This is a genomic window from Geobacillus sp. B4113_201601, from assembly GCF_001587475.1.
Taxonomy (GTDB): Bacteria; Bacillota; Bacilli; order Bacillales; family Anoxybacillaceae; genus Geobacillus; species Geobacillus icigianus.
On record NZ_LQYX01000004.1, the window covers coordinates 17,302 to 30,373 of the forward strand.

Genomic DNA, 13,072 nt, shown 5'->3' on the forward strand with positions numbered 1-13,072 from the left:
AGGGATGGGCAGAGAGGATAAAACCGTTCAATTAGAACAAAAAATCATCCACCTAAAATCTGAACTCAGAAAATACAAAGCCCTGCTCGCTTCACTAGGATCGAATCAACAACTTGACCGCCTGAACGAGCAAATCAACCAGCTCATAATGGAAAATAACCAGCTGAACGAGAAATGCCAGTATTATCAGGATGCACTATCCATGCAAAACGCTGAGATCGAACGGCTCTCAACCGCGTTGGAAAGACTGGAGCAAGAAAACCGCTCATTGCGCGATGAAGTGGGACAATTAAGAGAAGAGAAAGTGCACTTGCATAAACAGGCCCAAGCTTATGAACAAAAAATGGAATCTTTAATGGCAGAGGCAGAAGTGTTGAGGCAAAAACAAGCCGAATGGGAAAAGGAAAAAACCAGCATGGAGGAACAACGGCGGTCGCTTGAACATGAACTCTCTGCCCAACGCTCATGGGTAGAGGAATGTCTTTCGTTCCAATCCACCTTACAATCATTTACATCTTGCATAGAAAGGATCGAGACGATGGAAACAGATTACGGTTTTTTGAAAGAAAATAACGATAAAATTTGGCGAGACGTTGAAGAACTAAAAAAAGCTTGGTTCACGCAAAAACGGGAAACAGATGAACTAAAAGAGGAAGTGTGCACATTAATCAAGAAACTGCAAAGCATCGAGGAAAAGTTGTCTGAACTGGCGCGAGAGAAGCAAAAAGACCTTCTGGTGTTACAAAAACATATTTTAAATCAAGAAGTTGAACTGGAATCCATTCTAGAAAAGACCTCCCGCTTCTCAAAGGAAATTGACCACCTATCCAAACAAATTTCCGATCTTACAGAACAATGGAGCCTGAATATCAAAGAGTCTTCGGACAAAGAAATGGATGAATTAAAGGCTTTGTTATCACAAGCGGTGCACTTGCTTATGTCCCAACATGAAGCACCCTGTGATGAGAAACCAATGAAAACGTCTGACTCTCAGAAACAGACAGACGTTAGAAAGAATGCAGACAATTCTATGTCAACAGCCAACAGTTTTTTAAAATTGCAGCAATTCATTGATGAAACGAAACAACAAATCGTTGTCTCACCTACAAAAAAGAAAGAGCATCATTTACTCCATCCGCCAACGGCCCATCTATCCCCTCAGAAATCGAGTCAGATTAAACGAGTACGAATTGAATCCCATCCTTCTCATCACCATCGCCAGCCCTCTCGGCAGAAACCGTCGGAAGAGGATGATGACAAGTCTTCCAATCCAGCCATCTTAGCAGCGTCATCCATCGATACACTTCATGAATATTTGGCCCGTTACTTTTTCATCGATGATCAGAATGGGATCGAGTCTGTCTGGGAACTCAACGATGTAATGATCCAAGAGGAGGATTCATCGGAATGGGAAGAAGGGCGGCCGGATGACTGGAAACCCGCCAGCGTCAGACTCCGAATCAATAATGAAGAAAACGAAAACCAAGCAGAAAAAAACATTGCAACTATCCAGACACAACCGGAAGCGAGACAGGCACACCATCAAGAAGTCGAATCACAGGAAGGATTCAAAAACAAGCAAAATGAGTCCAACCTATGGCCAAATCAATCGGCCGATCCTATTGCTCAACCGGAACCTAATCCCAATAGCGTGCATGCATCCGCTTTTTCAGCACAAGAGTCAGTTGAGCTCGCCCATACAAGCGCCGATTCTCTTCTCCCAAGTCATCCTCTCCCTAACATCGAAACGGCTCGACAGGAGAGTATCACTGACGAGAACGAACAGCTAAATGAAGAAGACAACAAAAGTAACAAATGGCGCCTTTTATCCTTGCTCAAAAAGGCTAAAATATTGCAATAGTTAAGATGAGAGGCTGGGACACTCCCCGCCTCTTCAACTTTGCCGCAAAACATCAATCTTCTTTTTGTAAAAACCCCACGCCGGCGAGCGGTGATTTTCGTCCCCGGGTGGAGGGCAGATCGCGCTGCCCATGGAACTTTTCGATGATCCGTCGGCGGAATTCATGTTCTGTTGCCATGTCCTTCCCCCTTTTTTCTGTACCAGATCGTTTGTTCTCGAGAAACAGCCCCTTTTTCTACAAGCGGAAAGTCTTTTGGCGCCCAACAGGGGCGGTTTAGGAGGTTAGAATGTTCACAGTTTCCTCTGCCAGCCATGCAAAGGAAACATCATGCAGACCGCAGGAGCCTAGCCGTGAAACAACCCAACGAGCATGTATCCGGCCACTCCCCAGATTACGAGCGTGGAAATCCGGTTCATCCACCGCAGCCCTCCCCGCTGCCATCAAGGCGGCCAAACAACCCCTCAAAGCAAACCCGTGATACGAAAAATGCACGCTGCCGCAAAATGGGCCCAAACGCAAAAATGAACGCATGAAGAAAGGCTTTCATTACGTTTCGTTGCCCCTTTCCCTTTGCAGCCAGCGATAGATCGAAGCGGCATCTTCTTCATCCACATCCACGACACGGGAGTAGGTGCCGATCGGCATGACGGAAGCCGAGATCGTCGCCAACTGTTTTTTTCGTTGCCACCATGTCGTTTCGATTTCCAACGATTGGACGTGGCGCTTGAACAAATGCACGGTCGTTCGCCGAAACCAGCCGTTGCGGAGAGACAGCTGCTTCGAAGAAAGCGCCCAGCCGGCGGCTCGGTAGCGCCGCGCCCCGATCCATGCGGCGAGCGGCAGCACAAGCAACAGGACCGCTCCCCACGGACGCTCCATATACGCGACCATTCCAACTGGAATCGTCAACCAATAAAGCGGGCGAAGCATGTAGCGGCTTTTTGCCCGCCGAGGGAGCGGCGAAAGTGGCACATCGAGGCGATACTCGGGCAAACAAGCCTGAACAATCGGTACGATGCGATGCTTTTTGACCAGCGGACAAAGAACGACTTCCCCTGATGGTCCGCCATCAAGCGCCCCGCCGGCATGAATAATGGATACAGAGGCGTATCCGAAAAAACGTCGCAGCCAACTCTCATGAATGACGACACCTTGGACGCGGTCAACAGGGACAGACACTGCTTTTCGTTCCAACCATCCGCGAGCAATCACAATGGTATCTTCTTGTTTCCGCACGACAAACGAAGCGTACCGGATCATATTTTGCACGATGGCTACCCCATAGGCGGCCAAGAGAATTGACAAGATCAATAAAGCAATATACCACCGTCCGTGTCCGTTCCATGTTGACTGAATATCACGGACAAGCGCCTCATAAGGAATAAAGTCGCTAAATTGCGACAAAAACGCACATAAAGCGGCGACCACGCCGAGCGCCCCGCCGCTTGTCAATGAGGCGATCCAAATTTCTTTCATCGTTAACGTAAACAACGGGGACGGCGGGCGATGGGCGGCTGTTTCCAGCTCATTGACGTGTCCATTCCTGTTTTTCGCTCGTTCCACGCATTGTTGCAGAGCGCGAGCTTCTTTTCGGGCGATGGCGCGAAGAATGACCTCTGCTTCTCCCGGAACATTCCCCGGCGTTTCTACGTGTACTTGAACCACTCCAGCGATGCGCTGCCAGATTCCTTCCGTTATGGAAATTCCGTGAATGCGCTCCAACGGAATGGAACGTTTTTTGCGGACAAACACGCCTTCTTCAACGACCAAGCAACGGTCATCCCACTCATATGTAAAACGAACCCAAGAAAGAACGCCCATGACGAGCGTATAGATGAGGGCGGCCAACGACACAAGAATATCGTTCCACGAAAACCCATGGCGACTGCCGGCTACCACGATGACAAGAAGAGGAGCAATCATATTTTTCAATTCTTTTCCCACCCCGGCCATAATGGCAATCGGATGGAGGCGGCGTTTTGTTTTACGCGTCATTGTCATCCGCCACCTTCGCCCACTCGGCGATCAAACGGCAAAGCTGTTCGGCTTCGTCCGCCGGCAGCGCGGGAATCTCATGAGCAGCCGCGGCCGTAAACACAGCGATGGAAGCCAGTCCATACCGCTTCAGGAGCGGGCCTTGCCGCACATCGACATACTGAACACGGGTCATCGGAATAAGCGTTCGCTTCGTCGACCAGACCCCGCGCTCGATGTCGATTTCTTCTTCGCGAATGGCGTAACGCCAACGGCGCTGGCGAAGCACAGGCACCCATCCCACCCCTAAGACCACTTCAATCAACCAGATGCCGGCTAACATCCCCAAACACCATTTTGGGGCATGAAAGCGCGCCAGTATCCACGCCATTCCAACAATGACGGCGCCGGAAACCAATGCCCCCAACGCTCCGGTCCACCGCCACACGGTGATGGCTTTTTCCGAAATCAGTTTACCGCTGTTGCCAAGCATCTTACCAATCTCCTTTTCGCAAGTTCAAAGCCTGTTTCCAGTATAACAAAACATTTCCACATTGACGACGTGTTTTTTCGCGAACCATTGACAGAAAAACAAAACTATTATATTCTAAAACTATCTTTTTTACTTAACTACATAAAAGCAAAAAAGCAGCAAAGTAAAAAAGCGCATCATAGAATGAGCTTTGTGTCAGAAAGGTTGTGTCTGTATGAACCATTCCCGCCCCTCATTGCAAAAAGGGCTGTTGCCCCGCCATGTGCAGCTAATGGCGCTCGGCGGCATGATCGGCACGGGCATTTTCAAAGGGAGCTCTGATACGATTCACATGGCCGGACCGAGCGTTGTTCTTACGTATCTTCTCGGCGGCGCGCTGTTGTTTCTCATTATGGCCGCCTTAGCGGAGATGGCCATCGCCTATCCGGGCGAAAACGTTCAACATTTGATCCGCCGGGCATTCGGCTTTCGCTGGTCGTTTCTCGTCGGGTGGCTGTATTGGGCGAACTGGACGTTGGTCACGGTCGTCGAGCTGCTGGCGGCAGGCAGTTTTTTGCGCTATTGGATGCCGGCGGTGCCGCTTTGGCTGCTCGCTCTTAGCTGCGCGCTGTTTATCATCGCGCTGAACTTGTTTCCGGTTCGCTACTATGGGGAAGCAGAATTTTGGCTCGCCGGGTTGAAAGTGGCGGCGCTAGCTGTGTTCATCTTGCTTGGGGCCGGCATGTGGTTCGGCGTGATTGAAGGAGCGGACGGAAACCCATGGAGCCGTTATGCGACGTACGACGACTGGTTTCCGCATGGGATCGTCGGCATGATCAGCGCCTTGCTTGTCGTCATGTTTTCATACGGCGGAGCCGAGCTGATCGGCGTAGCGGTGACGGAGATGAAAGACGCCGACCGGGTGCTGCCGCGGGTGATCCAAACGACGATATGGCGGGTCATCGGCTTTTATGTGCTGCCGATCGCCATCATTTGCGGCATCATGCCATGGAACGCCGTATCAGCGGAAAACAGCCCGTTCGTCCAAGTGCTCGAGGCCACCGGCATTCCAGGCGCCGCCCATGTGATGAACGCTGTTTTGCTTGTGGCCGTCTTATCGGCGGCCAATACGGGGGTGTACGCGACGTCTCGCTTGCTCTTTTCGATGGCTGAGCAAGGAGAAGCGAGCCGCCGCTTGTTGCGGACGACGCGACACGGGGTTCCGCTTTACGGGATGGGAATGGTCGCCGTCTGCATCGCGTTAGGAGTCGTTGGCGCGTACTTGGCGCCGGGGCGGATCATCGGCGAGTTGATGGCGATTCCTGGGTTTACGGTGCTGATCGTCTGGATGATGATCGGCGCGGCCCAACTGAAACTGCGGCCGCATTACGACACGAATCCGTTTTTTTGCGTCAAAGCATTTCCGTACACGACAATCATCGCCGTCGTGTCGCTCGGCGCGATTTGGGTGAGCTTTTTATTTCAGCGCGATCATCGAATCGGATCGGTTCTTTGCCTTGTGATCTTGGCGGTTCTGTCGATATATGGGGCGAGCAAAGAAAAGCAAAGCCGGCGGTCGGAACAAAACACCAATGAACAATCGTCCTGAATACGAGTGCGGGAAAACAGGTGCTTGTGCCGTTATGGCCGGCGCCTGTTCTCTTATCGTTCCCCGCTGGTCTCCCGCCATTTCTCCCATGCCAACCAACGACCGCCATGCCAAACGCCAAAATCAGCGCCTGCTCATCCACTCGCCGCTCGGCCCATAAACGATACAAACTGACCGCGGCCCCGTATACGAACCAACCGAGGCAAAACAACCGTGCCCCCAGCCAAAACCATTTCATCGTTTTTCTCTCCCTATTCATATTCTCCTCCTCCGAAAGAGGAGGATTTTCTCGCTCACACTTTCTGCCATCGAAAAGACGCTTGATGTCATTCTACCTTGATGCCCATAAAAAACAACAGGGATGCCCCTAAGGCCCTCCCTGCCGTGCAATGGACAATGTTGGTGCACCGAATCATGGAAAAGGGGCGTCTCGCCGCTTCGGAACCCCTTGCTTGTGCGGATGACGCCAAGGTCGATTCCTTATTTCGCCGGCGACAGTTCATCTTCGGTCACCCATTTATGGTTGGTCACTTGTTCGCCGGTCTTTGTATCGATGTAATCGACCATATACACCGTCGTTTGTTGGACGGAGTCGATGACGGCTTTCGCGCCTTTCATCCCCTCCATATGGTCGGCACTCAAGACGACTTCGTCTCCCGGCTGGAACTTGTTGTCACCGGCATTTTCGATTTCTTCGTGAATGACCCATTTATGATTCTTGATCGGAGGACCACCTGTTGTTGGCGTATACGTCACGGTATAGACAGTCGTGTTAAACGCCCCGGAAACAGTCGCTTCCGCCCCGTTCATCCCTGGCATATGGTCGGAGTGAATGATGACTTTGCTTCCAACCGGATAGGCTGGCTGTTTCGCTTCCTTCAATCCAGCCGGCACCTCTCCTGAACCCGAGTGGTTCATTCCCTCATGACCGGTGTGAGAAGCCGTATTTTCTTTTGACATTTGGTTGTCGTCTGCACCGGTGCAGGCGGATAACAAGAGCGCTGCCATAACCGAAGTGGTCCCTAGCAACATTTTTAATTTTTTCATCGTTTTCACCCTCCTTGCCTTGTTAGCATACCCGACATTTGTGCAGATTTTATGGAGATGGTCTTGATTGGGCAAAAAGCGGCGGCCGTGCACGGTCCAAAAACCGGGCCAAAACCCGAAAAACGGTCAATTTGGCGGCAGTCAAAAAGGCGCTTGGGACGACCTCGAGCACACTGATCGTCACATTACAGGCTAGACTCAAGAAGTACGCCGCTTCGCCGTATGCTTGAAGAAACTCAATCATCCGTTCTTCCATTTGCCCCAAACGCCTCTCTTTTCGAAAATGGTTATGACTTGTGCCCGTTCCATTTGTAGCCAACGCCCCACACCGTCTGCAAATAGTCGTCCGCGGGGAACCCCGCTTTACGCAATTTTTCCCGAATGTTTTTCATGTGGGAGTCAACGGTTCTTTCTTCTGTGTCAGCGAGATAACCCCATAGCGATGCAATGATTTGCCCGCGGCTGAACACTTGATTCGGGTGTGTTAACAACAGCCCTAAAATGGCAAACTCTTTCGGTGTCAGCGCAATCGGTGTTTCTCCGTAGCGAACCGTATGTTCTTGTTCATCCCACACAAGCCCGGCCGCGCGAATGGCGGAATAGTTGCCGGCTGTACGGCGCAGCACCGCTTCAATGCGTGCAAGCAACTCCGCTTCATGAAATGGTTTCGTCACATAATCGTCCGCTCCGATTTTCAATCCTTGGACAATATCGGTCGGCTCGTCGCGGGCGGTGACCATCATGATCGGAACATCGGAAAATGAGCGGATGCGGCGACACGTTTCCCATCCGTCGAGTTCTGGCATCATCACATCGAGCAGCACCAAATCGGCGTGATGATGCCGCAAATAGTCAATAGCTTCCGCGCCCGAACGCCGCTTCACGCAGCGGTAGCCGTTCGGCGCTAAATACAATTCCAATAAATCCAGCATCCGCTCTTCATCATCGACCAACAACAACGTATACATCGTCATCCCTCCGGCAGCGTCATGAGGATGGTCGTTCCTTTTCCTTGTTCACTTCGAGCGGCGATCGTTCCCCCGTGCGCCTCGACGATTTCTTTGGCAATGGCCAAACCGAGTCCGGTCCCGCCGCTTGTCCGCGATCGCGATTTATCAACCCGATAAAACCGCTCGAAAATCCGGGGCACGTCTTCCGGCGGGATGCCGACCCCTTGATCGGAAACGGCCACGACGACCTCGCGTTTTTGCGGATAGACGGCAATCTCCACCGTTGTGCCAGGAAACGCGTATTTCCGCGCGTTGTCGAGCACGTTGATCATCACTTGCTCAAACCGCTCCTGGTCGATCTCCGCTGTGACCGAACCGGGGCACTGACACACAAGCGACAGCGATTTTTCCTGAAACGCCGGGCGCAGCTTTTCGCATAGTTTGGCAAAAAATAAACAAAGATCGGTCGGTTGCGTTTCGATCTGGAACGAGTGCCGCTCGAGTTTAGCTAGTTCAAACAAGTCTTTCACCATTTTTTCGATCTTTTCCGCCTCTTCATAAATGATCGTCGCGTATTTGATTCGCTCGTCCTCGGCAAGGTGCGGCCGTCTAGCGATGTCCGCGTACCCTTTCACATACGTCAGCGGCGTGCGCAATTCATGGGAGATGCTCGCTAAAAATTCGCTCCGTTCTTGTTTCAAATACGCTAAATCGTTCGCCAGCGTTTGAATGGCTTTGCCTAACTGCGCCAGCTCATCGTCTCCTTTCACTTCGACGCGCACGGAAAAATCGCCTCGGCTGAGCGCTTCGGTCGCCCGCTTCATGCGAAGAAGCGGCATCGTGATGGCGCGGGAGAAAAAGGCGATCGTCATCATCGTAATCGCCACGGACAGCACACCGACGACAACAAAATGATGCTTCAGTTTATATACCATCGTCCGAATCGAGCGAGTGTCTTGAAACATATACACATATCCTCTTGTTTCGCCCTTGATTTGAATCGGGCTGACAGCGGCGATATGAGACGCCCGCTTCCAATCGGTTTCGACCATCATGCCTTCGCGGGGAATGGAGCGCCCGTAAGTCAACGGAATCAGTTGCCTCGCAAACGGGACGATGCCGCTAGACGCAGATACAATGTGGCGTCTAGCATCGGTAATGACGACATCGGTTTCAGCTTCGGACTCCATCATAACAACATGCTCAACCGTTGTGCGATCGTAATTTTTTTCCAGCACATTGCGATGGCTGTTTCCCCGCGCCAGAAGCTGCGCGAATTCTTCCTCGATGCGCGCGTGAACAAGCGTCGCATAGAGGGAAATGAACAGCACCAGTTCCACGGCCAAAACAAAGGCAAAAAACAGCAGGCCAAGTTTCCAAGAAAGCTTTCGCACGTGATTCTCTCCTTATCGATCAAAACGGCATGGTCGTTTCACCTTTTCTATTTTACCTTGAACATGTGCAGAAAGTATGGACAAGCTTGCCACATCGTTTCGTTAGGAACCAAGCCTAGCGGATGCGTCTTTTTCTTTCTTCCATTATACTAATAAACAGACCGCACTCAGTGGGAGACGACAGAAAGGAGTTTTTTTATGAAATCGCTCGTGTTAGCGGAAAAGCCGAGCGTCGCCCGCGACATTGCCCGCGTGCTCGGCTGCAAAGAAACGCATAAATCGTATATGGAAGGACCGCGCTACATCGTCACGTGGGCGCTTGGGCATTTGGTCGAACTCAAAATGCCAGAAGACTATGACCGGAAATACGAAACGTGGCGGCTCGAGGATTTGCCGATTATTCCGAAACAAATGGGCTTGAAAGTGATCCGGCAAACGAGCTACCAGTTTCGCGCCATTGAACATTTGGCCAAACGCCGCGATGTGAAAGATTGCATTATTGCGACCGACGCCGGCCGCGAAGGAGAGCTGGTCGCGCGCTGGATTTTGCAAAAAATCGGCTGGACGAAGCCGATTTGGCGTTTATGGATTTCGTCGCAAACCGATCAAGCCATCCGCGACGGGTTTCGCCAGTTAAAGCCCGGGGCGCAGTTTGACCGCCTGTATGAATCAGCCGTCTGCCGCGCCGAAGCCGACTGGCTGATCGGGTTGAACGTGACGCGCGCCCTAACAACGAAATACAACGACCCGCTCTCGGCCGGGCGCGTGCAAACGCCGACGCTGGCGATGATCATCGAACGCGAGCGGGAGATTCAATCGTTTGTGCCCGTTCCGTATTGGACGATTCATGCCCGCATCGGTTCGGTTACGGCGACATGGGAACGGCACGGCGGGAAGCGGCTGTTTGATCAAGACGAGGCCAACGGGCTGATGGCTCGTCTCAACGGCCAGCCGGCGCGCGTCACATCGGTCAAGCGGAAACGGAAAAGCGAACCGGCCCCGCTGCCATATGACTTGACTGAGCTGCAGCGGGAGGCGAACAAGCGGTTTGGCTTTTCGGCGAAAAAGACGCTCTCGGTGTTGCAGCGGCTGTATGAACAGCACAAGCTCGTCACGTATCCGCGCACCGATTCTCGTTATTTGCCAAGCGACATGGCATCGACGATGACAGAGCGGCTTTCGGCGATGAAATCAGGGTATGAGGACATCATTGCTCCGCTGCTTGCCAAGGGCAAGGTCAAAGCGGCCCATCGGGTGTTTCAAGATGACAAAGTGACGGACCACCACGCCATCATTCCGACCGATGAACGGCTCGACCTCGGGAAGCTGTCGGCCGATGAGCGCAAGCTGTATGACATGATCGCCCGCCGCTTTTTGGCGCTCTTTTACCCGCCGTATGAATATGAAACGACAACCGCCACTTTCGAAATCGCCGGCGAGACGTTTGTCGCCCGGGAAACAGCGGTCGTCAACGCAGGGTTTCGAACCGTTCTTGGCAAGGAAGAAACAGAAGTGAAACCGACACCATTCCATCTATCGGAAGGCCAAACGCTCGCACCGGTGCAGCTTGAGATGGAACGATCGTTCACCGAACCGCCGTCCCGTTACTCGGAGGCCGACTTGCTCGCGCAAATGGAGAAATACGGGCTCGGCACGCCGGCGACAAGAGCGGACATCATCGAGCGGCTCGTCGAAACGGAAGTCGTCGAGCGGAAAGACGGCCGCTTTTATCCGACGAAAAAAGGAAAACAACTGATCGAGCTCGTCCATGAGGAACTGAAATCGCCGGAGTTGACCGCCCGCTGGGAGCGGGAACTCGAGGCCATCGCCCGCGGAAAAGGGAATCCGAAACAGTTTTTGGCCCACATCCGCCGGCAGACGGAGCAGCTTGTCGCCGAAATCAAGCAGAGCGAGCGCGTATACAAAGCGCCGAACCTTACCCAGCTCACTTGCCCGGAATGCGGCGCGCTCTTAAAAGAGCGGAAAACGAAAGACGGGCGGATGCTCGTCTGCTCGAATTTATCATGCCGCTACCGGCGGAGGCGCGACCCGAAGCTCTCGAACCGCCGCTGCCCACAATGCCATCGGCGCATGGAAATGCACGAAGGGAAAGCCGGGCTCTATTTCCAATGCCGCCCGTGCAACGTCGTGGAAAAAGCGGAAGAAACGAAACGCACCACCACGAAAGGAACGGAACGGGCGCTGCTCAAAAAATACAGCGCAACGAACGAATCGTTTGGCACCAATCTCGGAGAATTGCTCAAGCAGGCGCTTGAAAACAAAGAATAAGCGCGAAAAACCATTTGCCTCCCTGCCGAAAGACGTGGTGGAAAAAACATCAGCGCCGAACGAACCGCCAGCCGCACCAACGCTGGCGGTTCTTATTCGAAAACGAATGGCGCGGAGCATCGCTGCTGCGGTTCGATGGATTTGCCTACTGAAGCGGATTGGCCTCCCTCTCTCACAACGCGGGCGGATGAATGAGCGATCGGCAACCGAAACTTTCTTTTTGCGGTTCCGTATATATAAGTAAAACCTACTGTAAAGGAGCGATCATGATGTTAAAGAAGTTGTTCAAAGCGTTGTTGGGCCAGCATCATCACTCGTCGCACTATAAAAAGCATTATAGCAGCAGCGATTACCACCATTACGGCCCGAAATATCATTCGCACCAGCACCCGTCCCAGTACGGTCATCACCATTACAAAAAGAAGCATCATAGCGGCAGTTTCTTCTCGAGCTTCTTCGGCAGCTGATGAAGCGATTCATGGAACGCCACCCGCTCGTCGCCCGCTGGTTTGACCGGCCGCATCGAAGCGGTGAGATCGTTCACCGCCGCTATGAAGTGATCGAAGAGCTCGGGATGGGCAGCTACGGCATCGCCTACAAAGGGCGCGATCATGACACTGGGCGCCTTGTCGTCATCAAACAGGCGCGGCGGACAAAAGGGGAAGACGGCCGCCGCCTGCTTCAGCGCGAAGCCGAAATGCTCGCGCGCTTGCGCCACCCGCAAATTCCGATGCTGCATGACCGATTTGTGGAACGCGGACAGCCCTACCTCGTGATGGAGTATATCGACGGGGAGACGGTGGAAGATCACATTTTTCACCGCGGGGTCACGTACACGGAACGAACCGCGTTTCGATTGTTGCTTGATGTGCTTGACGTTGTACGGTTCATTCACGCTTTGGGCATCGTCCATCGCGATTTGCGCATTCCGAACATCATTTGGCGGCAAGGAACCGTCTTTGTCATTGACTTTGGCTTGGCGTGCTATATCGGCGAATCAGCGGAATGGCGCGACGACGATCCGCTTGAAAAGCGGCTGCGGCGCGAACCGCATCCGCGAAGCGATTTTTATGCACTGGGGCATTTCACCTTATTCTTGTTATATTCGGCTTACGAACCGACGAGCGAGGAGGAAAAAAGCTGGGAGGAAGAGCTGGATCTGTCTCCGAAAGCTCGGGCGATCTTGCGGAAAATGTTGCAGCTGGATGCGCCGTATGATCACATCAACGAGCTGATGATGGATGTCAGGCAGCTATTGGCTGAGCGCAGCCAGGCGCAAACGGTCAAAGCAGGAAATCCAACAAGCATATGAATGGGGGATCAAGCGAAACATTGACACGTTGAATGTATCGGATCAATTGTACCGACACAATGTTCAGCAATGGAAGCAGCGGGAACAAAGCGGCCTCATCCCATTAAAGAAAAACACCATTCGAAACATTTCCGTCCATCTTTCCATCAACTCTTCCGGCAAG

The 13,072-nt window shown here is 52.5% G+C and carries 12 protein-coding genes; 5 read left to right on the top strand and 7 right to left on the bottom strand.

The window, feature by feature from the left end; genetic code table 11:
- Positions 1-4 precede the first annotated feature (4 nt).
- Positions 5-1,861, top strand: coding sequence for a hypothetical protein (locus tag B4113_RS00710; protein ID WP_061912078.1), 1,857 nt, complete (start codon positions 5-7; stop codon positions 1,859-1,861).
- Positions 1,862-1,913: 52 nt separating this feature from the next.
- Here B4113_RS00710 and B4113_RS20905 read toward each other — a convergent pair whose 3' ends face one another.
- The 3 genes from B4113_RS20905 to B4113_RS00720 form a co-directional block, all read right to left on the bottom strand.
- Positions 1,914-2,039, bottom strand: coding sequence for a hypothetical protein (locus tag B4113_RS20905; RefSeq protein ID WP_255358688.1), 126 nt, complete (start codon positions 2,037-2,039; stop codon positions 1,914-1,916).
- Between the two features lie 369 nt (positions 2,040-2,408).
- Entirely contained in the window at positions 2,409-3,857 is a 1,449-nt protein-coding gene (locus tag B4113_RS00715) for a PH domain-containing protein (RefSeq protein ID WP_061912079.1), read from the bottom strand.
- Entirely contained in the window at positions 3,847-4,329 is a 483-nt protein-coding gene (locus B4113_RS00720; RefSeq protein ID WP_061912080.1) for a PH domain-containing protein, read from the bottom strand. The genes B4113_RS00715 and B4113_RS00720 overlap by 11 nt, the downstream gene beginning before the upstream one ends.
- A gap of 214 nt (positions 4,330-4,543) precedes the next feature.
- Between B4113_RS00720 and B4113_RS00725 the strand changes: the two genes are divergently transcribed.
- A complete protein-coding gene (locus B4113_RS00725; RefSeq protein WP_061912081.1) occupies positions 4,544-5,917 on the top strand; it encodes an amino acid permease in 1,374 nt (457 codons plus the stop codon).
- A gap of 480 nt (positions 5,918-6,397) precedes the next feature.
- On the opposite strand, the gene B4113_RS00730 is transcribed toward B4113_RS00725, so the two are convergent.
- Genes B4113_RS00730 through B4113_RS00740 form a run of 4 tightly spaced genes read right to left on the bottom strand, consistent with a single transcriptional unit; the run spans position 6,398 to position 9,308 of the window.
- The gene (locus B4113_RS00730) at positions 6,398-6,964 is read right to left on the bottom strand and encodes a YdhK family protein (RefSeq protein ID WP_033843878.1); all 567 of its coding nucleotides are present in this window, start codon (positions 6,962-6,964) and stop codon (positions 6,398-6,400) included.
- 49 nt (positions 6,965-7,013) lie between these two features.
- The gene (locus B4113_RS19990) at positions 7,014-7,220 is read right to left on the bottom strand and encodes a hypothetical protein (protein ID WP_172418429.1); all 207 of its coding nucleotides are present in this window, start codon (positions 7,218-7,220) and stop codon (positions 7,014-7,016) included.
- A 31-nt stretch (positions 7,221-7,251) separates the two neighbouring features.
- Positions 7,252-7,932, bottom strand: a complete 681-nt coding sequence (locus B4113_RS00735) for a response regulator transcription factor (RefSeq protein WP_033844918.1) — start codon at positions 7,930-7,932, stop codon at positions 7,252-7,254.
- 2 nt (positions 7,933-7,934) lie between these two features.
- On the bottom strand, positions 7,935-9,308 hold the full coding sequence (locus B4113_RS00740) for a cell wall metabolism sensor histidine kinase WalK (protein WP_033843879.1): 1,374 nt from the start codon (positions 9,306-9,308) through the stop codon (positions 7,935-7,937).
- 198 nt (positions 9,309-9,506) lie between these two features.
- Between B4113_RS00740 and B4113_RS00745 the strand changes: the two genes are divergently transcribed.
- From B4113_RS00745 to B4113_RS00755, 3 genes are all read left to right on the top strand, one after another.
- Positions 9,507-11,597 (top strand): DNA topoisomerase III, encoded by a 2,091-nt coding sequence (locus B4113_RS00745; RefSeq protein WP_061912082.1) that lies wholly within the window; start codon positions 9,507-9,509, stop codon positions 11,595-11,597.
- 269 nt (positions 11,598-11,866) lie between these two features.
- Positions 11,867-12,064 carry a hypothetical protein gene (locus tag B4113_RS00750; protein WP_033022588.1) on the top strand — a complete coding sequence of 66 codons (198 nt, stop codon included), beginning with the start codon at positions 11,867-11,869 and terminating at the stop codon, positions 12,062-12,064.
- Positions 12,064-12,909: a serine/threonine-protein kinase gene (locus B4113_RS00755; protein WP_061912083.1), complete on the top strand. Its 846-nt coding sequence runs from the start codon at positions 12,064-12,066 to the stop codon at positions 12,907-12,909. The genes B4113_RS00750 and B4113_RS00755 overlap by 1 nt, the downstream gene beginning before the upstream one ends.
- Positions 12,910-13,072: the final 163 nt, after the last annotated feature.

Coding starts and splice junctions, on each gene's coding strand:
- B4113_RS00715 (WP_061912079.1), bottom strand. CDS start 3,857: ATGACGCGTAAAACAAAACGCCGCCTCCATCCGATTGCCATTATGGCC.
- B4113_RS00735 (WP_033844918.1), bottom strand. CDS start 7,932: ATGTATACGTTGTTGTTGGTCGATGATGAAGAGCGGATGCTGGATTTA.
- B4113_RS00710 (WP_061912078.1), top strand. CDS start 5: ATGGGCAGAGAGGATAAAACCGTTCAATTAGAACAAAAAATCATCCAC.
- B4113_RS00725 (WP_061912081.1), top strand. CDS start 4,544: ATGAACCATTCCCGCCCCTCATTGCAAAAAGGGCTGTTGCCCCGCCAT.
- B4113_RS20905 (WP_255358688.1), bottom strand. CDS start 2,039: ATGGCAACAGAACATGAATTCCGCCGACGGATCATCGAAAAGTTCCAT.
- B4113_RS00720 (WP_061912080.1), bottom strand. CDS start 4,329: ATGCTTGGCAACAGCGGTAAACTGATTTCGGAAAAAGCCATCACCGTG.
- B4113_RS00755 (WP_061912083.1), top strand. CDS start 12,064: ATGAAGCGATTCATGGAACGCCACCCGCTCGTCGCCCGCTGGTTTGAC.
- B4113_RS00750 (WP_033022588.1), top strand. CDS start 11,867: ATGTTAAAGAAGTTGTTCAAAGCGTTGTTGGGCCAGCATCATCACTCG.
- B4113_RS00730 (WP_033843878.1), bottom strand. CDS start 6,964: ATGAAAAAATTAAAAATGTTGCTAGGGACCACTTCGGTTATGGCAGCG.
- B4113_RS00745 (WP_061912082.1), top strand. CDS start 9,507: ATGAAATCGCTCGTGTTAGCGGAAAAGCCGAGCGTCGCCCGCGACATT.
- B4113_RS19990 (WP_172418429.1), bottom strand. CDS start 7,220: ATGGAAGAACGGATGATTGAGTTTCTTCAAGCATACGGCGAAGCGGCG.